The 22,896-nt window shown below is 68.2% G+C and carries 20 protein-coding genes; 14 read left to right on the top strand and 6 right to left on the bottom strand.

Features of this window, described 5'->3' with window-relative positions; genetic code table 11:
- Nucleotides 1-122: 122 nt before the first annotated feature.
- The 6 genes from ACWGO6_RS12840 (at nt 123) to ACWGO6_RS12815 (ending at nt 4,520) form a co-directional block, all read left to right on the top strand.
- Entirely contained in the window at nt 123-593 is a 471-nt protein-coding gene (locus ACWGO6_RS12840; RefSeq protein ID WP_452326889.1) for a prepilin peptidase, read from the top strand.
- Between the two features lie 51 nt (nt 594-644).
- Nucleotides 645-860: a response regulator gene (locus tag ACWGO6_RS12835; protein ID WP_136042202.1), complete on the top strand. Its 216-nt coding sequence runs from the start codon at nt 645-647 to the stop codon at nt 858-860.
- Nucleotides 853-1,467, top strand: coding sequence for a CYTH domain-containing protein (locus ACWGO6_RS12830; protein WP_452326888.1), 615 nt, complete (start codon nt 853-855; stop codon nt 1,465-1,467). The genes ACWGO6_RS12835 and ACWGO6_RS12830 overlap by 8 nt, the downstream gene beginning before the upstream one ends.
- Nucleotides 1,468-1,529: 62 nt before the next feature.
- On the top strand, nt 1,530-2,690 hold the full coding sequence (locus tag ACWGO6_RS12825; protein ID WP_452326887.1) for a type III polyketide synthase: 1,161 nt from the start codon (nt 1,530-1,532) through the stop codon (nt 2,688-2,690).
- Nucleotides 2,687-3,412 carry a methyltransferase domain-containing protein gene (locus tag ACWGO6_RS12820; protein ID WP_452326886.1) on the top strand — a complete coding sequence of 242 codons (726 nt, stop codon included), beginning with the start codon at nt 2,687-2,689 and terminating at the stop codon, nt 3,410-3,412. Before ACWGO6_RS12825 ends, ACWGO6_RS12820 begins: the two co-directional genes overlap by 4 nt.
- On the top strand, nt 3,399-4,520 hold the full coding sequence (locus tag ACWGO6_RS12815; RefSeq protein ID WP_452326885.1) for an FAD-dependent oxidoreductase: 1,122 nt from the start codon (nt 3,399-3,401) through the stop codon (nt 4,518-4,520). Before ACWGO6_RS12820 ends, ACWGO6_RS12815 begins: the two co-directional genes overlap by 14 nt.
- A 95-nt stretch (nt 4,521-4,615) precedes the next feature.
- On the opposite strand, the gene lpdA is transcribed toward ACWGO6_RS12815, so the two are convergent.
- Nucleotides 4,616-6,013 carry a dihydrolipoyl dehydrogenase gene (lpdA, locus tag ACWGO6_RS12810; RefSeq protein ID WP_376106872.1) on the bottom strand — a complete coding sequence of 466 codons (1,398 nt, stop codon included), beginning with the start codon at nt 6,011-6,013 and terminating at the stop codon, nt 4,616-4,618.
- A gap of 9 nt (nt 6,014-6,022) precedes the next feature.
- Nucleotides 6,023-6,673: a copper resistance CopC family protein gene (locus ACWGO6_RS12805; RefSeq protein WP_452326884.1), complete on the bottom strand. Its 651-nt coding sequence runs from the start codon at nt 6,671-6,673 to the stop codon at nt 6,023-6,025.
- A 101-nt stretch (nt 6,674-6,774) separates the two neighbouring features.
- Here ACWGO6_RS12805 and ACWGO6_RS12800 point away from each other — a divergent pair, with 101 nt between their 5' ends.
- The 3 genes from ACWGO6_RS12800 to ACWGO6_RS12790 all read left to right on the top strand — a co-directional run bounded on the left by ACWGO6_RS12800 (nt 6,775) and on the right by ACWGO6_RS12790 (nt 8,592).
- Entirely contained in the window at nt 6,775-7,260 is a 486-nt protein-coding gene (locus tag ACWGO6_RS12800) for an FHA domain-containing protein (protein WP_029261538.1), read from the top strand.
- Nucleotides 7,260-7,946: a transcriptional regulator FtsR gene (ftsR, locus tag ACWGO6_RS12795; RefSeq protein ID WP_136042195.1), complete on the top strand. Its 687-nt coding sequence runs from the start codon at nt 7,260-7,262 to the stop codon at nt 7,944-7,946. The genes ACWGO6_RS12800 and ftsR overlap by 1 nt, the downstream gene beginning before the upstream one ends.
- Nucleotides 7,947-8,046: 100 nt before the next feature.
- Entirely contained in the window at nt 8,047-8,592 is a 546-nt protein-coding gene (locus ACWGO6_RS12790) for a MerR family transcriptional regulator (RefSeq protein ID WP_136042194.1), read from the top strand.
- A 73-nt stretch (nt 8,593-8,665) separates the two neighbouring features.
- On the opposite strand, the gene ACWGO6_RS12785 is transcribed toward ACWGO6_RS12790, so the two are convergent.
- Nucleotides 8,666-9,478 carry a ParA family protein gene (locus tag ACWGO6_RS12785; protein ID WP_029261541.1) on the bottom strand — a complete coding sequence of 271 codons (813 nt, stop codon included), beginning with the start codon at nt 9,476-9,478 and terminating at the stop codon, nt 8,666-8,668.
- A gap of 93 nt (nt 9,479-9,571) precedes the next feature.
- Between ACWGO6_RS12785 and ACWGO6_RS12780 the strand changes: the two genes are divergently transcribed.
- The 3 genes from ACWGO6_RS12780 (at nt 9,572) to def (ending at nt 15,340) form a co-directional block, all read left to right on the top strand.
- Entirely contained in the window at nt 9,572-12,979 is a 3,408-nt protein-coding gene (locus tag ACWGO6_RS12780; RefSeq protein WP_452326883.1) for a pyruvate carboxylase, read from the top strand.
- 67 nt (nt 12,980-13,046) lie between these two features.
- Entirely contained in the window at nt 13,047-14,849 is a 1,803-nt protein-coding gene (locus ACWGO6_RS12775; RefSeq protein WP_452326882.1) for a MinD/ParA family ATP-binding protein, read from the top strand.
- A complete protein-coding gene (gene def / locus ACWGO6_RS12770; protein WP_136042191.1) occupies nt 14,849-15,340 on the top strand; it encodes a peptide deformylase in 492 nt (163 codons plus the stop codon). The genes ACWGO6_RS12775 and def overlap by 1 nt, the downstream gene beginning before the upstream one ends.
- Nucleotides 15,341-15,431: 91 nt before the next feature.
- Here the strand turns inward: def and ACWGO6_RS12765 are convergent, their stop codons facing one another.
- The gene (locus ACWGO6_RS12765) at nt 15,432-17,264 is read right to left on the bottom strand and encodes an AMP-dependent synthetase/ligase (RefSeq protein WP_452326881.1); all 1,833 of its coding nucleotides are present in this window, start codon (nt 17,262-17,264) and stop codon (nt 15,432-15,434) included.
- A 150-nt stretch (nt 17,265-17,414) separates the two neighbouring features.
- On the opposite strand from ACWGO6_RS12765, the gene ACWGO6_RS12760 reads away from it, so the two are divergent.
- Together ACWGO6_RS12760 and ACWGO6_RS12755 are read left to right on the top strand one after the other, a co-directional pair.
- On the top strand, nt 17,415-18,104 hold the full coding sequence (locus ACWGO6_RS12760; RefSeq protein WP_136042189.1) for a lysophospholipid acyltransferase family protein: 690 nt from the start codon (nt 17,415-17,417) through the stop codon (nt 18,102-18,104).
- A 49-nt stretch (nt 18,105-18,153) separates the two neighbouring features.
- Nucleotides 18,154-19,494 (top strand): class II 3-deoxy-7-phosphoheptulonate synthase, encoded by a 1,341-nt coding sequence (locus tag ACWGO6_RS12755; protein WP_136042188.1) that lies wholly within the window; start codon nt 18,154-18,156, stop codon nt 19,492-19,494.
- A gap of 59 nt (nt 19,495-19,553) precedes the next feature.
- On the opposite strand, the gene pknB is transcribed toward ACWGO6_RS12755, so the two are convergent.
- Nucleotides 19,554-21,509: a Stk1 family PASTA domain-containing Ser/Thr kinase gene (gene pknB, locus ACWGO6_RS12750; RefSeq protein ID WP_376106856.1), complete on the bottom strand. Its 1,956-nt coding sequence runs from the start codon at nt 21,507-21,509 to the stop codon at nt 19,554-19,556.
- 77 nt (nt 21,510-21,586) lie between these two features.
- Nucleotides 21,587-22,774, bottom strand: coding sequence for a LysM peptidoglycan-binding domain-containing protein (locus ACWGO6_RS12745; protein WP_240745087.1), 1,188 nt, complete (start codon nt 22,772-22,774; stop codon nt 21,587-21,589).
- Nucleotides 22,775-22,896 lie beyond the last annotated feature (122 nt).

Here is a 22,896-nt window from a genome sequence, read left to right as displayed (position 1 = left end):
TTCTCGAAGATATATTCTAATATACCAAGTCGTGTGGATGACGATAGTTCGTACATCGGACATCGGCAGGAGTTCTCCACAGGCCACCGGCGTCTGGACCGCGGATCTCCTAACCTGCGCCTATGGACCCGCGACTCGCACTCATCTCACTCGTGCACGTCATGCTGGCGGGCGTCGGCGCATGGCTGATCGTGATCGACGCGCGCACCCACCGCCTCCCGAATCGCATCGTGCTGCCGACGCTCGCCGTGCTGATCCTGCTCGCAGCCCTCGACGCGCTGGTCACGGGGCAGGGCACCGCGTTCCTCCGCGCCCTCCTCGGCATGGTGATCCTGGGTGGCTTCTACGCCGTGCTGCGCGGGATCAGCCGTGCCGGGATGGGCGGCGGCGACGTGAAGCTCGCCGCGGTCATCGGGTTCGCGCTGGGCTGGCACGGCTGGCAGTCGCTCGCGATCGGCGCCGCCTCGGCCTTCGTGCTCGGGGCGCTGTACGCACTCGTGCTCATCCTCCTGCGCCGAGCGCACGGTGCCACCCGCATCGCCTTCGGCCCGTGGATGATCGCGGGTGCTCTCCTCGGTGTCGTCCTGGGCTGAATCCGCCGGGTCTCGCACGGATAGTCCGATGTCGGGGCTACCCTGAAGCACATGGCACTTGCACGGCTTCACGGCGGCCCGCTCGACGGGCAGATCATCCCCCTCGGCGACGCGGACGACAAGCTGATCGTCCCCTACAGCGAGACGCAGGTGGTGTACAACCGCCGCAGCGAACCGCAGAACACCGGCCCGACCGATGGGCCGACCGAGGTCGACTACTGGTTCGAAGAGTCTCTCGAGGATCTCACTCTCAACGACGATGACTGAACCGTCCCGCACGGTCGAGGTCGAGCGCAAGTACGACGTCGACGGTGAGACCCCGCTGCCGGTCTGGGAAGCGATTCCCGGGGTCGACGCCGTCACCGCCGGGGAGGCCCGGGCGCTCGACGCGCAGTACTTCGACACCGCCGACGGAGATCTCGCCCGTGCCGGGGTGGCGCTGCGCCGTCGCACCGGCGGTCCGGACGAGGGCTGGCACGTGAAGGGACCGCGACAGGGCGACGGCCGTCTCGAACTCGGCTGGCCGCTCGGTGAGGGCGATGCGCTGCCCGCGGCCGTGGCCGAGACCGTGTCCGCATGGACGACCGCTCCGCTCACCCCGCTCGCCCGCATCCGGAACGACCGCACCGCCTACCTCCTCACGGGCCCAGCCGGGGTCGTGGCCGAGTTCGTCGACGACCGGGTGCAGGCGACGGATCTCCGGGGCGATGTGCAGCGCGAATGGCGGGAGTGGGAGATGGAACTCGGTCCCGCAGCTCCGGCCGACGACGGCGCGCGCGCCGCCTTCTTCGATGCCGTGGAGCGTGCCGTCCTGGCCGCGGGAGGCCGGGAATCGGCATCCGGTTCCAAGCTCGCCCGCGCCCTCGGCTTCTAGTCAGACGCAGGGCCGAACGCAACCCCTTCCCCCGGGGCGACACCGCATGCTTGAGTGACAGCATGAGTCGACCGCCTGTGCTCCGATCGCTGCAGACGATCGTCCCCGACACCGTTCTCGTCCAGGAGCAGGTGCGCGACGTCTTCGCCCAGCAGCCCGACCTCGGGCGTTTGGCACAGCGGATCGTCACGACGTCGTTCAACGTCTCGGGCATCGACCGCCGCCACACCGTGATCGACGAGCTGTCGCTCGAATCCGACGTGGCCGAGCCCGTCTTCTTCGACCGGCGTTCCGGAGAGCTGCTGGCCCCGGGCACCAAGGCACGCAACGACATCTACACCCGCGAGGCTGCGAAGCTCTTCGTCGACGTCGCACGGAAAGCCCTGGATGCCGACCCCGAGATCGGCCCGGAGGATGTGACGCACGTCATCACGGTGTCCTGCACCGGGTTCCACGCTCCCGGCCCGGAGTACGAGATCGTGCGCGCACTCGGGCTGTCCGACGCCGTTCAGCGGTTCCATCTCGGGTTCATGGGCTGTTACGCGTCCATGCCGGCGCTGCGGGCGGCGAGTCAGTTCTGCATCGCCGACGAGAACGCGGTGGTCCTGGTCGTCAGCGTCGAACTCTGCACTCTGCATCTGCGCTCCTCGGAGAACCCCGACACGATCGTCGCCTCCTCCCTGTTCGCCGACGGCGCCGCGGCCGGCATCGTCACGGCCCGGGACCTTGCGTCGGCCTCACCCGCCCTGCGGTTGGACCGCTTCCACACGGCCATCGCGCCGGAGGGCGAGAAGGACATGGCCTGGACGATCGGCGACAGCGGTTTCGAGATGATCCTCTCCACCGCCGTTCCGCAGATCATCGGGGAGACCATCATCGGCGCCCTCCGGCCGCTGTACTCCGCTGATGCGGAGATGGCCGAGGCCTTCGAGGCGGGGCGGGTGGGGGAGAAGGTCGAGCACTGGGCGATCCACCCCGGCGGCCGCAGCATCCTGGACCGAGTGCAGGAGCGGATGCATCTCAGCGATGCGCAGCTGCACCCCGCCCGCGAAGTCCTGCGCGAGAACGGCAACATGTCCAGTGCGACCGTGCTCTTCGTGCTCAAGCGCATCCTGGAGGAGGAAGAGGCTGCAGCGGGGGAACGCGTCGCCGCGATGGCCTTCGGCCCGGGGTTGACGGCCGAGAGCGCGCTGTTCACCGTCGTCGCCCCTTCGACCTCATGAGTCCAGTCCTGGCGGTCAGGGACGTCGACACCCCTGAGCTGATGGACGACCCGCACGCCGATGCACGGATGCTCGCACGGACCTACGGACGTTTCGGCTTCGTGAATGCGCTGGTCTCCCGTCCTGGCACGCTCTATCGTCGCGACATCCGGCCGCGCGCGGAGCGGTCGGGGCGACTGCGCATCCTCGATGTCGGTGCCGGCGGGGGAGACCTCTGCCGCCTGCTCGCCGGGCGGCTGCGTCGCGACGGGCTCGACGCCGAGATCACCGCTCTCGACGCCGACGAGCGCGCGATCCGATGGGCCTCGGCGCACGACCGCGGGGCCGGCATCCACTACCGACGCGCGCTGACCTCCGAGCTGGTCGACGCGGGCGACACCTACGACGTCGTGCTGTCGAACCACGTGCTGCACCACCTGGACGCAGACGAGCTTCAGACGATGCTCAGCGACTCGGTGCGACTCGTCGCGCCGAACGGGCTGGTGTCCCACCACGACATCGCCCGGAGCCGGACCGCTCACGTGCTGTTCGCTGCCGCGACCTGGCCGATCTCGCGCACCCTCCTCGCCGATTCGTTCATCCGCGAGGACGGACTCATCAGCATCCGTCGCTCGTACACGGCCGCCGAGCTGACGGCGATCGCTCCGACCGGGTGGACCGTCCGCGGGGGACTGCCCTCGCGACTGGAGCTGCGGTGGGAGGAAGGCAGTGCCCGATCATGACGTGCTGATCGTGGGAGCAGGCCCCGTTGGTCTGCTCCTGGCGTGTCTGCTGCTGCAGGACGGGTTGCGCGTGGTGGTCTGCGAGCGGCAGACGGATGCCGACGCTCGGACCAGAGCGATCGGCATCCATCGGCCGGGGCTGGATGCTCTCGATGCGGTCGGCATCGGCACGGACGTCCGGTCCGAAGCGCTGCGGCTCGACGGTGGAGAGGTACGCAGCCGCCGACGGACACTCGCGACGCTGACCTTCGCGCCGGACCGTCCCGTCCTGATCCTCCCGCAGCCGCGGACGAGCGCGCTGCTCCGAGCCCGCGTGCAGGCACTCTCGCCGGATGCGTTGATCTCCGGATGCACCGTGCGGACTCTCCGGCAGGACGCGGATGCCGTGCTGGTGGCGGGGGAGACCGCTGGAGGCCCCCGCGAGTACACGGCGTCGATGGTGGTCGTCGCCGATGGCGTGCGGAGCCGTCTCCGCGGGGATCTCGACGTCGGGTGGCGACGTCGTGCCGGGCGTGCCTCGTACTCGATGATCGACATCGACGACCCCGGAGCGGGGGACCGTGCGGTGCTGCACTGCGAACCCGCAGGTCTCGTCGAGTCGTTTCCGCTTCCCGGCGGACGCAGGCGGTGGGTGGTCCGCCACGGCGTGGGAGAGGACCTGCACCACGCCGATGCCTTCCGTAGGACGATCGAGGCGCGCACCGGGCTCGGCATCGAGCTCCCGCCCGACGCGGAGCCGACCTCCTTCGTCGCCGCGCAGCACCGAGCGACACGGCTGACCAGGGGCCGGGTCGTGCTCCTCGGGGATGCCGCGCATGAGATCAGTCCGATCGGCGGGCAGGGGATGAACCTGGGCTGGGTGGACGCCCGACGTCTCGCGTCCGAGCTCGTGCGGTCGCTGCCCCATCGGATGCCGGAGCTGGCGAGATTCGAGTGGCACGTGCTGCGCTCCGCCTCGCGCGCACAGCGTCGCTCGGCGTTCTACATGTCGATGGGTGCTCTGGCGCCGATGCCCGTGGTCCGCGGCAGGGAGCTGCTGATGCGCGCGCTCGGCGCGCCGCCGGTCCGGGGCTGGACGGCCGGGCTCCTCACGATGCGCGGACTCTGACGCACGGCCTCTGACGCACGGCCTCTGACGCTCGTGCCGCTGACGCACGAAGGCCCGGTCCGCATTGCGCGGGACCGGGCCTTCGAGAGGGTGGATCAGAAGTTGATCATGTGGCCTGCGAGGCCGTGGAAGCCCTCCTGCAGCGCCTCCGACAGCGTCGGGTGCGTGTGCACGTTGCGGGCCAGTTCGAGCGCCGTGAGGTCCCACTTCTGGGCCAGCGTGAGCTCCGGCAGCAGCTCGGACACGTCCGGGCCGATCATGTGGGCGCCGATGAGCTCGAGGTGCTCGGCGTCGGCGATCAGCTTGACGAAGCCGACCGGCTCGCCCAGGCCGTGCGCCTTGCCGTTCGCCATGAACGGGAACGTCGCGACCTTGATCTCGCGTCCCTCATCCTTGGCCTGCTGCTCGGTGAGACCGAACGAGGCGACCTGCGGCGAGCAGAACGTCGCGCGCGGCATCATCCGGTAGTCGCCCAGCGTCTGCGTCTCGGCGCCGCCGATGGTCTCGGCCGCGACCACGCCCTGCGCCTCGGCCACGTGGGCGAGCTGCAGCTTGGCGGTCACGTCGCCGATGGCGTAGATGCCTTCGACGTTGGTGCGCATGTGGTCATCGATGTCGATCGCGCCGCGCTCGGTCAGCTTGACACCGGTCGCCTCGAGTCCGAAGCCCTCGATGTTCGGGGCGAAGCCGACCGACATGAGCACCTTGTCGGCCTCGATCGACGACTGCTGCCCGTCCTTGCCGGTGTAGGAGACGGTCACGGACGAGCCGTTGTCGACGACCGACTCGACCTTGGTGGAGGTGAGGATATCGACGCCGTAGTTCTTGTACTGCTTCGTGATCTCCTTCGACACATCGGCGTCTTCGTTGGGGAGCGCGCGGTCGAGGAACTCGATGATGGTGACCTTGACGCCGTAGTTCGTCATCACGTAGGCGAACTCCATGCCGATGGCACCGGCGCCGACGATGACGATGGACTTCGGGAGCTCACGGCTGAGGATCTGCTCCTCGTAGGTCACGACGTTGTCGCTGAGCTGCACTCCGGGGAGCAGGCGGACCTTGGAGCCGGTCGCGATGATCGCGTTGTCGAAGGTGACCTCTTCGGTGGTGCCGTCGGCCTTGGCGACCGAGATCGCCTTCGGACCGGTGAAGGTGCCGCGACCGTCGTACTCGGTCACCTTGTTTTTCTTCATCAGGAAGTGGATGCCCTTGACGCGACCGTCGGCCACGACACGGCTGCGGTCGAACGCCTTGCCGTAGTCGATCGTGAACTCACCCGAGATGCCGAAGAACTCGGCCTTGTGGTTGAGCGTGTGTGCGAGCTCCGCGTTCTTCAGAAGAGCCTTGGAGGGGATGCAGCCGACGTTGAGGCAGACACCGCCCCAGTACTTCTCCTCGATGATGGCGGTGGAGAGACCGAGCTGCGCGCTGCGAACCGCAGCGACGTATCCGCCAGGACCTGCACCAAGGATGACGACGTCGTAGTGTGGCATGCCTTAAGCCTATCGCTCCGTCGGGGCGTCGGAACCGGACGCGGAACCGCCACGGCGACGGCTCAGGACGATCCAGATGACCACGCCGGCGACCACCAGGACAGCGACGATCGCAAGCACCCAGACCCACGGCGATCCGTCCGTGGTGTCGTCGGAATCCGCTGCCGGGGTCGTGGTCGCCTCGGGGGCTGCGGTCTGCTCGGCCGTCGGCGCCGCGGTGGTGGGGGCGGCAGTGGGTTCCTCGGTCGGTGTCGCGTCGTCTCCGACGGTCACGGTGAAGGAGTACTCGCCGGAGGTGGGGTGGCCGTCGCTGGAGACGACCTTCCAGATGACGTGATAGTCGCCGGCGGGACCCGAGCCCCGCAGCGGCTGCGTCACGATCGCGCCGTCGACCGTCGCTGCGCCATCGGAGACAGAGGAGCCGTCGGGGGCGGTGACGACGACCTCGGTCGCGCCCTCGCCGTCGATGAGCTTCGCGCTGAAGGTGAGCGTCAGCTCTTCCGGCACGGTGTCGACCGACTCATCGGCGGCCGGAGACGACGATACGAGCGCGTCGTGCGCGGAGGCGGAGACCGGGGAGAAGAGAACGAGGAACGCAGCGAGCAGTGTCACGGCGAGGGTGATCGGGGCGGCCGGATGGCGCAGAGCTTTGATCTTCACGAGTCCACCCTATGAATCCGCGGTATGTGATGGCTGAGTACGCAAGCTGCCTCCCGCGAGCGCCTCGGCATCCGTTAGTCTGGAAAACCAAGGAGGGCACTGTGACTGACAGCGACAGCCGACCGGCCGGAGAAGCCGCGATCCACCGTTCCGGTGAGCAGAGACACGACGTGACGCAGACGTTCGGGCACGATTCCGACCTGTCTTTCGTGCCGTTCGGAGTGGAACTCACCGACGTGGAGCAGAGTGCGATCAGCGCCCTGCCCGCAGGATCGGCGTTGCTGCTGGTCCGTTCCGGCGCTCTCGCCGGTGCCCGCTACCTCCTCGACACCGACGTGACCACGGTCGGCCGTCACCCCGAGGCCGACATCTTCTTCGACGACGTCACCGTGTCCCGTCGTCACGCGGAGATCACCCGCACCGGGTCGACGTTCGAGATCATCGACCAACGCTCGCTCAACGGAACGTACGTCAACGGGGAGCGCGTCGACCGCAGCCCGCTGGTCGACGGCTCCGAACTGCGGGTCGGCAAGTTCCGCCTGAACTTCTTCGCCTCCCCTCGCGATCGCGCGGCGGCGAACGACTGATGGCGGCTACTCCCGCCCGCGAACGTTCCGCGTCCGCGGGCTTGCTGAGCATCGGCCAGGTCCTCGCTCGGCTCACACCGGAGTTCCCCGACCTCACCTCCAGCAAACTGCGCTTCCTCGAGGTGCAGGGCATCGTCAGCCCCTCTCGTACGGAATCCGGCTACCGCAAGTTCTCCGCGGCGGACATCGAGCGACTGCGTCTCGGACTCACTCTTCAGCGCGACCACTACCTTCCGTTGAGCGTGATCCGCGAGCAGCTCGACGAGGTCGATGCCGGCGGGGAGGCCGCTCCGCTCGCTCCGCCGCCCTCCATCGCGCCGGCGCCACGCCGATATCGACGCGATGAGCTGCTGGCTGCGGCCGGCGCGGGTCCGCAGCTGCTCAACGACGCGATCAGCACCGGCGTCATCGTCGCGCAGGAGAGCTACCCGGAGGCGACGGTCACGCTGCTGCGTGGTCTCGTCGCCCTCGACCGCCACGGCATCGAGCCCCGGCACCTGCGCTCGCTGCGTCAGGGAGCAGACCGCGAGGTCGCGCTCATCGAATCGGCGATGTCCGCACTGCTGCGTCGGACGGATGCGCCGTCGCGGGCCAAGGCCAGTGAATTGGCGCCGGAATTGGCCGCGCGGATCGACGAAGTGCGCTCGCTCTTCGTGAAGGACGCGCTGTCGCGCGTGCTTTCGTAACGAACTGGTTGCGACACACCTTCGCGGTCCCGCGGATGTGATTGCCGGTGCCCAGGCACTGCTCTACCGTGGAAGATAACCGTTCCAGGGAGGATTTCAGATGAATGCGGATGAGCTCGCAGCAGACCCGCGGTTCGTACCCGAACTCCTCTTCACGGACGGTCTTCCGGCCATGGACGACGAGGTCGGCTACCGCGGTGCGGTCGCCGCTCGTGCCGCCGGCATCACCTACCGTCAGCTGGACTACTGGGCGCGCACCGAGCTGGTGGAACCCACCGTTCGCGGAGCGAGCGGTTCCGGTTCGCAGCGCCTGTACGGATTCCGCGACATCCTCGTGCTCAAGCTCGTGAAGAGCCTTCTCGACACGGGCATCTCTCTGCAGCAGATCCGCACCGCCGTGGAAGAGCTGCGACGCGCGGGTATCCGCGATCTCGCCGGCACGACCCTCATGAGCGATGGCGCTTCGGTCTATCTGTGCACCTCGAACGATGAGGTCATCGACCTCGTGAGCCGAGGCCAGGGCGTCTTCGGCATCGCGGTCGGCAAGGTCCTCCGCGAGGTGGAGTCGACGCTCGTCGCGTTCGACGCGACCGCTCCGGATCCGGTCGACGAACTCTCGGCCCGCCGGACCAAGCGCTCCGCCTAGATCGCACGTCCCGTCATACAGAAAACGGCCGTCCTCGATGAGGATGGCCGTTTCGCTGTGCGCGTGGCGGGTGTCAGCTCTGCGGACCGCTCTCGGGAACGGCGATCCGTCCGGTGCGGATGATGCGATCGAGCAGCGAATCGAAGTCGGCGGCGAGCTCCTGTGCGGAATCACCGGGCCAGATGTGCAGCGGCTTGGCGGCACCCTGCGCCTGCTGCAGGGAGGTGCGCTCCGGGAGCTGCGGGGAGAGCACGAGGGGGCCGAACATGTCGCGCAGCTCTTTGATGCGGAACTGGTGCTCGATGGACTGCGGGCGCACGCGGTTCACGACGATGCCGAGCGGCTGCAGCCGGGGAGAGAGGCCGCGACGGATCTCCTCGATCGCGCGAAGCGCACGGTCGGCTGCGGCGACCGAGAAGAGCCCGGGTTCTGTGACGACCATGACGCGATCACTCGCGGCCCAGGCCGTGCGGGTGAGGGCGTTCAGCGACGGCGCGCAGTCGACGAGCACGAGGTCGTAGTCGGCCTCGACGGAGGCGAGCGCTTCCTCGAGCTTCCAGACGTCGCGCACGCTCGGGTGCGGTCCGTCGAAGTTGATAGCGGAGGGGCTTCCGATCAGCACGTCGATGGTGCCGGGGTGGACCTTCGCCCAGCCGCTGGAGGTGATCGCCTGACGGACCACCTTCTCCTTCGGATTCGCCAGGACGTCGGCGATGTTGAGTCGTCCGGCCACCTGGATGTCCATCCCGGTGGAGACGTCGGACTGCGGATCGAGGTCGACGACGAGAGTCCGGACTCCTCGAGCGAAAGCCGCTGAGGCCAGCCCGAGTGTCACGGTCGTCTTGCCGACGCCTCCCTTGAGAGAGCTGACGCTGAGTACGTGCACGGACACCACGTTACCTTCCCCTAGGCTGAGGGAACACTCAGCCCCGCCCCATGCGCATCGAAAACGCTGCGCATCGAGCTTTCAGAGGTGTGCATGTTCCAGAAGATCCTTGTGGCGAATCGCGGCGAGATCGCGATCCGCGCATTCCGTGCGGCAGTCGAAGTGGGGGCGCGCACCGTCGCGGTCTTCCCGCATGAGGACCGCGGCTCGGTGCACCGGCTCAAGGCCGATGAGGCCTACGAGATCGGTGAACGCGGACATCCTGTCCGCGCGTACCTGAACGTCGACGAGATCATCCGTGTCGCTCTCGAGTCGGGTGCGGATGCGATCTACCCCGGGTACGGGTTCCTCTCGGAGAACCCTGAGCTGGCCGAGAAGGCCGCAGCCAACGGCATCGTCTTCATCGGACCTCCGTCCAACGTGTTGGAGATGGCGGGGAACAAGGTCGAGGCCAAGCGTCACGCGATCGAAGCCGGTGTACCCGTCCTCCGCTCCACCGAGGCCTCCGATGACGTCGATGCTCTCGTCGCCCAGGCCGAGGACATCGGATTCCCGCTGTTCGCCAAGGCGGTCGCGGGTGGTGGCGGACGCGGCATGCGCCGAGTCGAATCCTTCGGCGATCTCGCCCCCGCGCTGGCCGAGGCCATGCGCGAGGCGGCCAGCGCCTTCGGCGATGCCCGGATGTTCCTCGAGCAAGCGGTCGTGCGCCCCCGGCACATCGAGGTGCAGATTCTCGCGGACAAGACCGGCGAGACCGTGCACCTGTTCGAGCGCGACTGCTCGGTGCAGCGGCGTCACCAGAAGGTCGTGGAGATCGCTCCGGCGCCGAACCTCGACGACAGCGTCCGCACCGCGCTGCACGGATATGCGGTCGCGTTCGCACGGTCCATCGGCTACGAGAACGCCGGCACGGTGGAGTTCCTGCTCGAGACGGCGGGGGAGCGCACGGGCGAGGTCGTCTTCATCGAGATGAACCCGCGCATCCAGGTGGAGCACACGGTCACCGAGGAGGTCACCGACGTCGACCTCGTGCAGAGCCAGATGCGCATCGCGTCCGGTCAGACCCTCGCGGACCTCGGCCTGCAGCAGGAGAACCTGCATCTGCGGGGCGCGGCGCTGCAGTGCCGGATCACGACCGAGGACCCGACGCAGGGCTTCCGCCCCGACACCGGGAAGATCACGACCTACCGTTCGCCCGGCGGTGCAGGCATCCGTCTCGACGGCGGAACCGTCCACCAGGGCGCGCAGATCAGCCCGCACTTCGACTCCATGCTGGCGAAGCTGACCTGCCGTGGTCGCGACTTCCCCGCAGCCGTCGCCCGAGCACGTCGTGCGCTGGCGGAGTTCCGCATCCGCGGTGTCTCCACCAACATCCCCTTCCTGCAGGCTCTGCTGGAGGATGACGCGTTCATCGCGGGCGATGTGAGCACCTCGTTCATCGATGAGCGTCCCGAGCTTCTGCGCGGTCGGGTCTCGAAGGACCGCGGGACGAAGTACTTGAACTGGCTGGTCGACGTCACCGTCAACAAGCCGCACGGCGCCCACCCGGGTGTGATCGACCCCTCGTCGAAGCTGCCGACGGTCGATCTGACCGCGGAGCCGCCGGCAGGCTCTCGTCAGCGGCTCCTCGAACTCGGGCCGGAGGGCTTCGCCCGGAGCCTCCGCGAGCAGACCGCCCTGGCGATCACCGACACCACTTTCCGCGATGCGCACCAGTCCCTCCTGGCGACCCGGGTCCGCACGAAAGACCTCGTCGCCGCTGCCCCCTACCTGGCGCGGCTGACCCCCGGCCTGCTGTCCGTCGAGGCCTGGGGTGGTGCGACCTACGACGTCGCCCTGCGGTTCCTCGGCGAGGACCCGTGGGAACGCCTCGACAAGCTACGTGCCGCTTTGCCGAACGTGGCGATCCAGATGCTCCTGCGCGGGCGCAACACGGTCGGCTACACGCCGTACCCGACAGCGGTCACCGAGGCGTTCGTCGCGGAGGCGGCCGCCAGTGGCGTCGACATCTTCCGCATCTTCGACGCGCTCAACGACGTCGAGCAGATGCGGCCGGCGATCGAAGCCGTCCGCAAGACCGGCACGGCCGTCGCCGAGGTGACACTGTGCTACACCGGCGATCTGCTCGACCCCGCCGAAGACCTCTACACGCTCGACTACTACCTGAAGCTCGCCGACCAGATCGTCGAGGCGGGCGCGCACATCATCGCGATCAAGGACATGGCGGGTCTGCTGCGCCCGGCGGCCGCCGCGAAGCTCGTCGCGGCGCTGCGGGAGCGGTTCGACCTCCCGGTGCACCTGCACACGCACGACACCCCGGGCGGTCAGCTGGCCACGCTCCTCGCAGCCAGCGCCGTGGGCGTCGATGCGGTGGACGCGGCGTCGGCACCTCTGTCCGGAACCACGAGCCAGCCGTCCCTGTCTTCGCTCGTCGCCGCTCTCGCGCACACCGAGCGGGACAGCGGAATCCCGCTCGATGGAGTGTCCGATCTCGAGCCCTACTGGGAAGCGGTCCGTCGGACGTACGCGCCGTTCGAGTCGGGGCTTCCGGGGCCGACCGGACGCGTCTACCACCACGAGATCCCCGGCGGTCAGCTCTCGAACCTGCGTCAGCAGGCGAAGGCGCTGGGCCTGGCGGACGACTTCGAGCTCATCGAGGACATGTACGCGGCCGCCGACCGGATCCTTGGCCGCGTGCCGAAGGTGACCCCTTCGTCGAAGGTGGTCGGCGACCTGGCGCTCCACCTCGCCGCCGTGAAGGCGGATCCTGCCGATTTCGAGGCGAACCCGGAGAAGTACGACGTGCCGGATTCGGTCGTCGGCTTCATGGCGGGTGAGCTCGGTGATCTTCCCGGCGGGTGGCCGGAGCCCTTCCGTACCAAAGTTCTCGCCGGACGCTCGGTGCGACTCGGCCTCACGGAGATCACGTCGGAGGACGAGGCGGCACTCGCCGGCACCAGCGCCGAGCGACGGACACGATTGAACACCCTGCTGTTCCCCGGACCGAGCGCGGAATTCGCGGAGCGTCGTGAGCTGTTCGGCGATCTCTCGGTGCTCGACACCAGCGACTACCTCTACGGGTTGGTCGCCGGGCAGGAGCACATGATCGAGATCGATCGCGGAGTGCAGCTCTACGTCGGCATCGAAGCCATCGGTGAGGCGGACGACAAGGGCATGCGGACCGTCATGACGACGCTCAACGGCCAGCTTCGCCCCGTGTTCGTGCGAGATCGCGCGATCGCCGTCGATGCGCACGAGGTGGAGAAGGCGGACACCTCTGTCCCCGGGCAGGTCGCGGCTCCGTTCTCGGGCGTCGTCACCCTGAAGGCCGAGGTCGGAGCGACCGTTCGAGCCGGCGAGCCCGTCGCGTCGATCGAGGCGATGAAGATGGAAGCGGCCATCACCGCACCCGTCGACGGCATCATCGAACGCCATGCGATCGCCGAGACGCAGCAGGTGGACGCGGGAGATCTTTTGGTCGTGATCCGCCCCGCGCACTAATCTTGTGCGGGCGAGGCCTGCGCACTGTGTGCGCATCCCGAGGCCCGCGCAGGCTGGGAGCGAGATCGTGACACCGAAGAACACTGCTGACCCCGAGGAGAACCCGCTGGGGATGCTGGATGAGGCCGCATCGCTCGACACGGCCGGCATCGGCATCCTCGGCGGGACCGCGCAGGTGAGTGTGACGTTGCCCAAGGACGAGGACGACGACCTCACCGACGACGGGGTCATCGAGGGCGAGGTCGTCGGCGATCTCGTGATCGACCCACCCGTCGCCGCACAGTCCGAGGCGCACCCCGCATCCACCGTCAAGCCGTTGGCACCGGGGGAGTCCTCCCCGCACAAGACCGCTGCTCCGATGGAGCGCGCGACCGCTGCGAAGAAGCCGAAGAAGGAGAAGGCAGCGGGCGCGATCCCGGCCCCGAAGAAGGCCGCGACCGAAGATCTCGTGCGCTCGGCGCCGGTTGTCGAGGAGCCCGAGCCCGAGGTCGAGGAGCCCGAAGTCGAGGTCGTCGAGCCGTCGGGCGTCCATGCCACCGCGATCGACGACGCCCCGGTGTCTTCCCCTCCGCTCGTCCATCCGCGGTCCGAGAACATCATCGATGCCGTGATCATCGAAGAGCCCGACGCCACCGCGCAGGTCGATACGCCGGACGACGTCGGCGATCGGTCCGAAGAGGCGGCTACCGCCGAGCGCTTCCTCGCCAGAGCGAAGGCCGACATCGCATCGGCGCCTGCTGCATCGGCGCCCGCTGCACCGAAGGTCGCTGCACCGACGCCCGCGCGAGCGTCCGTCCAGAAGGAGAACAGATCCGTGTCCACTCCCGATGACCAGAAGTCCGTCGCGTCTCAGCCCGTGCGCTCCGCGCCGCGAGTCGACGTCACGCTCACATCCAAGCGCCTGGATGATCTGGGCGACTCCTCGAGGGAATCGGCCGACCTCCTGACCGCAGACCGGCTGCTCGACCCCCACCGGGTCTCGAAGCCCGAGCCGGAGGGAGCGTGGAGCCACTTCCTCTACGCCGTCTCGGGGCGGCGCATCAACATCGGCGACGGCCGTCGTGCACGTGAGCGCAAGGCGTTGTCGGCGAGGATCGCCGCTCCGCTCGCCGGCGGCGCGCGGTTCGTCCCCGTGCTTTCGCGCAAGGGCGGCGTCGGCAAGACGACGATCACCGCCCTGCTCGGCATGGCCCTGGCCGACGCCCGTGAGGATCGGGTGATCGCCGTCGACGCCAACCCCGATCGGGGCACGCTGGCGGAGCGCATCGTGCGTCCGCACCACAGCAAGTCCGTGCGCGATCTGGTCCGGATCCACGACGACGTCAAGGGATATCACGACATCTCGGCCATCGTCGCGAGGGATGCGACACGACTCGACGTGCTCGCCTCCGACTCCGACCCGCGCATCGCCGAAGCCTTCAGCGACAGCGACTATCGCGATGTCGCCGACGTCGCCGCGCACTACTACTCCCTGGTCCTGACGGACACCGGGACCGGCATCGTCCACTCGGTGATGTCGGCCACCCTCGATCTCGCCGATCAGATCGTCATCGTCTCGGGACTCAGCGTCGACGAGGCGCGGCTGGCCTCCGAGACCCTCACCTGGCTCGAGACCAACGGCTACGCGGAGCAGGCGCGCGATGCGATCGTGGTCCTCAACCAGTCGACACCGGGAACCCCGCTGGTGCGACTGAATGAACTGCAGGCGCATTTCGCCACCCGCGCGCGAAGCGTCGTCCGCGTTCCCTATGACCCGCAGATCGCCGGCGGAGGGACGATCGTGTTCGCGAACCTGCTCCCGGAGACCCGGATCGCCGCCCGAGAGTTGGCGGCACTGCTGGTCGAGGGCCTGCGGGCGAAGGCCGCCTGATGTCGGTGCGTGAGATCCGTATCTTCGGCGACCCGGTTCTGCGCAGCGTCTGCGCACCCATCGAGGAGATCGACGACGGTGTGCGGGCCCTCGTGGCCGACCTCGTCGACACCGTCGAGCTCCCCGGGCGTGCCGGCGTCGCCGCGCCGCAGATCGGTGTCGCGCTCCGTGCCTTCAGCTACAACATCGACGGCGATATCGGATACGTGCTCAACCCCGTCCTCACCGAGGTGCGCGGCGAGCCGCAGCCGACGGGGGAGGGATGCCTCTCGGTGCCTGGCCTCTGGCACGACGCCCAGCGCTACCCGTGGGCGCGGGTCGAGGGCATCGACCTCGACGGCGAACCGGTGGTGCTCGAGGGGGAGGGTCTGCTCGCCCAGGCGTTGCAGCACGAGACCGATCACCTCGACGGCAAGCTCTTCCTGACGCGCCTCGATCCGGAGACACGCAAGGTCGCCATGCGCGAGGTGCGCGAGAGCGCCTGGTTCTGACCGCCGAACCACCCTCTTGCAAACGAACCGGCCCCCTGCGCACGCGCACAGGGGGCCGGTTCGTACATGAAGGGGTGGTTGGGGGCGAGCGTCAGCCGCCGATCGCCACGTTGGTCGTCGCCACGGGCTCGTCGTAGATCGCGGCGATCTCGTCGGCGAAGTCGTTCATGATGATGTTGCGCTTGATCGAGAGCTTCGGCGTCAGGTGACCGGATGCCTCCGTCCACTCCGAGTCGAGGATCGTGAACTTCCGGATCGACTCGGCGCGCGAGACATGGGCGTTCGCGATGTCCACCGCGCGCTGCACCTCGGTGCGGACAGCGGTGTTCTTCGACGCATCCGCGAGCGACATCTTGGCGTCGAGGCCGTTGTTCGCGAGCCAGGTCGGGAGCATCTCGGGGTCGAGGGTGACGAGCGCCGAGATGAAGGGACGCTGGTCGCCCACGACGACGACCTGTCCGATGATCGGGTTGGCGCGGATCGGGTCCTCGAGCGCTGCGGGAGCGACGTTCTTGCCGCCGGCCGTGACGATGATCTCCTTCTTCCGACCGGTGATCGTCAGGAAGCCCTCGGAGTCGAAGCTGCCGATGTCGCCGGTGTGGAACCAGCCGCCCTCGCTGAAGGCCTCGGCTGTCGCCTCGGGGTTGTTCCAGTACTCCTTGAACACGTTGATGCCGCGGACCTCGATCTCGCCGTCGTCGGCGAGACGGACGCCGACGCCGGGGAGAGCAGGTCCGACGGTCCCGATCTTCGACTTGTCCGCCAGATTCACCGTCGCCGGTGCGGTCGTCTCGGTGAGACCGTATCCCTCGAGGATGACCACGCCGAGGCTGTGGAAGAAGTGTCCGAGGCGGGAGCCCAGGGGAGCGGAGCCCGAGACGGCGTACATCACGTTGCCGCCCATCGCCTCGCGGAGCTTGCTGTAGACGAGCTTGTTGAAGAGGGCGAACTTGAGCTTCATCCCGAAGGGGATCTTCTTGCCTGCCTCGAGCAGCTTCGAGTGCTCGATGGCGACGTCGGCGGCGGCGCGGAAGATCTTGCCCTTGCCTCCGGCCTCGGCCTTCTGCTCGGCCGAGTTGTAGACCTTCTCGAACACGCGGGGCACGGCGAGGAGGAAGGTCGGCTTGAACGACCCGAGAGCCGGCAGGAGCTGACGCGTGTCGGGCTGATGCCCGGTGCGGACGCCGGCGTGGATGTCGAGGATCGAGATGAACCGAGCGAACACGTGCGCCGTGGTGATGAAGAGGAGCGTCGAGGCGCCCGGCGTCTGCACGACGGCGTCGAGCGCTTTGGCGGAGTTGCGGGACAGCTCGACGAAGTTGCTGTGCGTGAGGACGCACCCCTTCGGCCGACCGGTGGAGCCGGAGGTGTAGATGAGTGTCGCGATGTCGGAACCGACGGCGAGGGTGCGGCGTCGTTCGATCTCTGCGTCGCTCACCGACGCGCCCTGAGCGGTCAGGGTGTCGATGGCCCCGAGGTGCAGCTGCCAGACCTCGCGGATCAGCGGCAGGTCTCCGCGGACCTCATCGACGCGGGCGAAGTGCTCCGGGGATTCCACGATCAGAGCGATCGCCCCGGAGTCCTCGAGGATCCACTGGATCTGCGACGGCGAGCTGGTCTCGTAGATCGGCACCATCACCGCGCCGGCATAGAAGAGCGCGAAGTCCACGAGCGTCCACTCGTACGTCGTGCGCGCGAGGAAGCCGATCTTCTCGCCGGGCTGGATGCCGGCCGCGGCGAAACCCTTCGCCAGTGCGACCACGGCGGTCTGGAAGTCGGCGGCCGAGATGTCGCGCCACCCGTCACCGTCTGGCACGGAGAAGAGCGCACGATCCGGAGTGGCTTCGACACGCTTCACCAGCAGGTCGGCGACGTTCGCGTCGGGATCGGCGGGGACGATCGCGGGGACTTCAAACTGGACCACGGCAGCTCCTTCGGTACCGGTCGGGCACGGGTGTCCTTCGAGTGTAGGGCATGGAATCCGGTCGCGCCCGAGGTGAGACTCAGTCGCTTCCAAGGTCGAGAACGCGAGAACTCCGGGGTGCGGCTCGCGGCGGCGCTAGACTTCACCTCGATGTTCTACTGGCTGATGAAGTACGTCGTTATCGGCCCCGTGGTCAAGGGTGTCTTCCGCCCCTGGATCGTGGGGCGGAACAACGTGCCCGCGAACGGTGCGGCGATCCTCGCGAGCAACCACCTCTCCTTTGCCGATTCCATCTTCCTGCCGCTGGTGATCGACCGTCCGATGTCCTTCCTGGCGAAGAGCGACTACTTCACCGGGCGCGGCCTCAAAGGGTGGGCGACGAAGTTCTTCATGAAGGCCACCGGTCAGATCCCGATCGACCGTTCCGGTGGCAAGGCCTCCGAGGCGTCCCTCAACACGGGGCTGCAGGTCCTCGGCGGCGGCGACCTGCTCGGCATCTACCCCGAGGGCACGCGCAGTCCCGACGGCAAGCTGTACCGCGGCCGCACGGGGATCGCACGGATGGCGCTGGAGGCGAAGGTTCCGGTCGTACCGGTGATCATGGTCGACACCGATACGGCGATGCCGATCGGCAGGCGCCTGCCGCGCATCGTCCGCGTCGGCATCGTGATCGGGGAGCCCCTCGACTTCTCCCGGTACGCCGGTATGGAGAACGACCGCTACATCCTCCGATCCGTCACCGACGAGATCATGGTGGCCCTGCAGCGGCTCGGCGAACAGACCTACGAAGACGTCTACGCGTCGACGGTCAAGGACCGCCTCCCGACCCGCGTCACATAGCCCCCCCGCGCGCGTCTGGGCGGTACGCGCGACCACTAGGCTGGAACGCATGCTCCCGCACCACATCGAAGCCCTTGATGCATGGCGCTCGCTTCCCATCAAGCAGCAGCCGCAGTGGCCTGACGCGGACCGCGTCGCCGACGTCTCCCGTCAGATCGCGGGTCTCCCGCCGCTGGTGTTCGCGGGTGAGGTCGACAACCTCCGCGACCGTCTCGCTCGTGCGGCCTCCGGCCAGGCCTTCCTGCTGCAAGGCGGAGACTGCGCCGAGACCTTCGCCGGGGCGACCGCCGAGCAGATCCGCAACCGCATCAAGACGGTGCTGCAGATGGCCGTGGTGCTGACGTACGGCGCCTCGATGCCGATCGTGAAGATGGGTCGCATGGCCGGCCAGTTCGCGAAGCCGCGCTCGAGCGACTCGGAGACCCGAGGAGACGTAACGTTGCCGGCCTACCGCGGTGACATCGTGAACGGCTACGACTTCACCGAGGGCTCTCGCACGGCGGACCCTGGTCGCCTGCTGCAGGGATACCACACGGCCGCGTCCACGCTGAACCTGATCCGCGCGTTCACTCAGGGCGGTTTCGCCGACCTTCGTGAGGTGCACTCGTGGAACAAGGGCTTCGCGCAGAACCCGGCCAACCAGCGCTACGAGCGCATGGCCGCCGAGATCGACCGCGCGATCAAGTTCATGGAGGCGGCAGGCGCCGACTTCGACGAGCTCAAGCGGGTGGAGTTCTTCACCGGGCACGAGGGCCTTCTGATGGACTACGAGCGCCCGATGACGCGCATCGACTCCCGCACGGACACCCCGTACAACACCTCCGCGCACTTCCTCTGGATCGGCGAGCGCACGCGTGAGCTCGATGGCGCGCACGTCGACTACTTCTCCAAGATCCGCAACCCGATCGGCGTGAAGCTCGGTCCGACCACGTCGCCCGAGACCGCTCTGGCGCTGATCGACAAGCTCGACCCCGAGCGCGAGCCGGGTCGACTCACCTTCATCACGCGGATGGGCGCGGGCAAGATCCGCGACGCTCTGCCGCCGCTGCTCGAGGCCGTCCGCGACTCCGGTGCGCAGCCGCTGTGGGTCACCGACCCGATGCACGGCAACGGCATCACCACGCCGACCGGCTACAAGACGCGTCGCTTCGACGACGTGGTCGACGAGGTGCGCGGGTTCTTCGAGGCGCACCGCGCTGTGGGAACCTTCCCCGGCGGCATCCACGTCGAGCTCACCGGTGACGACGTCACGGAGTGCCTCGGCGGATCCGAGCAGATCGACGAGGCAGCCCTCGCGACGCGCTACGAGAGCCTGTGCGACCCCCGCCTGAACCACATGCAGTCGCTGGAGCTGGCGTTCCTCGTGGCCGAGGAGCTCGAGAAGCGCTGACGCTCGATACGAAGAGGGGGCCGGAATCGTCTTCCGGTCCCCTTTTCGTCTATCCGGCCTCAGCCGGAGAAGCTCATCGTGAGCGTGATGGTCGTCCCTTTGCGCTGGGCATCGGTCGGACTGTACGACTCGACCTTCGTGTTCTCGTTGGCGAAGAGATCCCACACCGAGTCCGGGAGCCCCGTGCCGCTCGTGTAGGACCACTTGAAGCCTGCCTCGTTCAGCGCACCCGTCGCCTCGTCGCGGGTCATTCCGGACACATCCGGCACGTCGAACAGCGGGGGACCCTGGGAGATGATGAGCTGCACGGTCTCGCCCGGGCGCCAGGCGCCTTCCGACGGCCGGTCGGCGATCCCGATGACCCGGTCCTTCCCGATGTTGTCGCTGGTCTGGTAGAGGCTCTCCGGATTGACCTTCAGCCCCTTGCCCGTGAGAGCGTCGGTCGCCTGGGCGACGCTCAGGTCGCTGACATCGGGAACAGGGCCTCGGGACACCTGGATCGTCGCGGTGTCGGTCTCGTGGACCGTGCAGCCCTCGGCGCAGCCGAACGCGTCTCCGCCGTCGCGCGGCGTGATGCGGACGTTGATGACCTTGCCGTCGTCGAGGTCGCCGAAGTACTCTTCGTCCTCCGTGAGTTCGAGGTTGGCGGCTTGCAGCGCCGAGCGGACGTCGTCCACTGCCACCCCGGCGACCGCATCGATGTCGTGAGACGCGGGACCGGATGACACGACGACCGTGACGGTGGTGCCCTTGTCGAGGCGTGCGCCTTCTTCGGGATCGGTCTCTATCACCGCTCCGGCCTCGACCTCGACGGACGACGCGTCCTTCTGCGTCGGAACGAACCCCGCGTCGACCAGGAGCGCTGCGGCCTCGTCGTAGGTCTTTCCCGCGACACCCGGCACGGCGATGAGCGAGCCGGGCCCGGACCCGAACCACCAGCCCACGCCGCCGGCGAGCACCGCCAGCAGCAGCACCAGTGTCAGCAGGAACGCCCCGCGGGCTCGCCGTTTCGATGCTCGTCGTCGAAGGAGCGTCGCGTTGTCGATCTCGGCGGGGACAGGAGCGGTCGGGTCTGCGATGACCATCGTCCCCGGCATCACCTTGGTGAGGTCGCCGGAGTCGCCATGGCTGTGCTGCGGAGCGGTCGCTCTCGCCGCTGTCGGGGTGACGCCGAGTTCGCGCTCGATCTCGCGCAGACGTTCGAGCATCTGCTGGGCGTCGTCCGGGCGCTCGTCGGGAGACTTCTCGGTGGCCCAGAGCACGAGTTCGTCGAGCTGTTCCGGCACGGCGGGGTTTCGCACGCTCGGACGCGGCACCGACTCGGTGGCGTGCTGGAACGCGATCTGCATGGGCTGCTCGCCCTTGTACGGCTGCTCGCCGACGAGCATCTCGTAGAGCATGATCCCGAGGGCGTAGATGTCGCTGCGGGCGTCGGCGGTCCCGCGGGTCACGAGCTCCGGGGCGAGGTAGGCGATGGTCCCGAGCAACTGCTGCCCGGTCGCCGTGTTCGCCGTGGTCGCTCTGGCGAGACCGAAGTCGCCGATCTTGATGCGGCCGTCCTCCGCGAGGAGCACGTTCTCCGGCTTGACGTCGCGATGCACGATGCCGGCGCGGTGTGCTGCCGAGAGACCGGCGAGGATCGCGTCCATGATCGTGATCGTCTGCGGGATGGTGAGGCGCTTCTGCTCGCGCAGGAGCTCGCGCAGTGTGATGCCGGGCAGATACTCCATCACGAGGTAGGCGAGTTCGCCGTCCTGCCCCTGATCGAACACGTTGACGACGTGCGGATCCGCCAGGCGGGCGGCGGCTCGGGCCTCCTGGATGAAGCGGCTCTGGAAAGCCGAGTCGTCGCTGAGATGCGCGTGCATGACCTTGAGCGCGATCCGCCGTTCGAGGCGGAGGTCAGTGGCGACGTAGACCGTGGCCATCCCTCCGCGCGCGATCCGGGCGCGCACGCGGTACCGACCGTCGACAAGCCGCCCGATGAGGGGGTCGGCCTGCTGATTGGTCGTCACGTCAGAATTCTATTGAGAACTGCCTGAAAGACAGGGGAGCGGCTCACCTCTCGACCCTGCGGATTTTATGGAAGTGGTCAGCCGTGGAGGGCGAGCCAGCTGTAGGCCTGCGTCTCCCACTGGCCGTACTTGTCCGGATAGGCCGAGATCTGCACGGCCTGCGCGGCGGAGGTGAAAGGCATGCTCTCCCATCCGGCGACGTCGAGCAGGCCGCGCGTGACATGTCCGTTGGGGTCGGTCCGACCGCCGTAGAAGACGCGGGTGCTGCGGTCGGCGTCCATGATCTGCGCCGGCGTTCCCCACCCGGTGCTCGGACGCTGCTGGAAGATGCCGAGGGAATCGCGGTCGCCCCAGTCGAGATTGCGGAGTCCTGATTCCACCATGCCGGTCGCGAGCGCGATGGCGATCGCCCGATCGGAGACCCCGAGTTCGCGGCCGACGCGGATGATGAGGGCCGCGTTCGCTGCCTGCTCGCCGTCGAGGGTCGCCGACCGCTGTCCGCCCGTGGTTGCTGCGGCTGTCGCCGGTGCGGGAGTCGGAGCCGCACGGACGGCGAGCTTCTGACCGGGGTAGATGATCGAGGTCGGCCCCAGTCCGTTCAGGGCGAAGACCGCCTGCGTCGTGGTGCCGTACTTCTGGGCGATGCTGAAGACGGTGTCGCCAGCGACGACGGTGTGGGCCGCGGCGGCTGCAGTCGCAGGAGCGGGAGCGGGCGCGGCGGCCGGCGCGGCGGCGGGCGCAGCGGATCCGGCGACCACCAGGCTCTGGCCGGGGTAGATCACCGATGCGCGTGTGAGCCCGTTCGCGGCCAGAACCGCGTCGACGGTGGTTCCGTACTTCTGTGCGATGGCGTACACGGTGTCACCCGCGACCACCTTGTGTGCGGCGGCGGTCGGCGCGGGAGCAGCGGCAGGGGTGGCCGCGGGCGCCGCAGCGGCCGTCCGCAGCGTGAGGGTCTGACCCGGGTAGATCACCGAGCGCCAGGAGAGATGGTTCCAGGTCAGCACATCGACGGTGCGGAGCCCGAATCTCGACGCGATGGATGAGACCGTGTCGCCCGGGCGCACGACATAGCTCGCCGGCACCGCCTGGGCGGGCACCACCCGTACGGGTGTGCTGCGCTGACGTTCGACCGGGGTGAGATCGGTGGCCGCTGCGGCATCTGCCGGCGCCGCGGAGAGAGTGGCGGCGAGAGCGCCGAGAACGGCGGCAGGCACTCCGAGTTGCAGGTTTCGCGTTCGACGCGTGGCGGTCTTGGTTCTCAAGGCGGGCCCCCTTTTCGAGCACTTCACGCTGACACGGATGTAAACGGAAGTCAACAGAAGTGACGCAAGTGACAGATGTGACTGGAGGGGTGACATGCGACGCCCGTGCAGAGATGAGATAG

The organism is Microbacterium sp. NPDC055665, from assembly GCF_053618035.1.
This window is presented reverse-complemented; position numbering and strand designations above follow the sequence as displayed.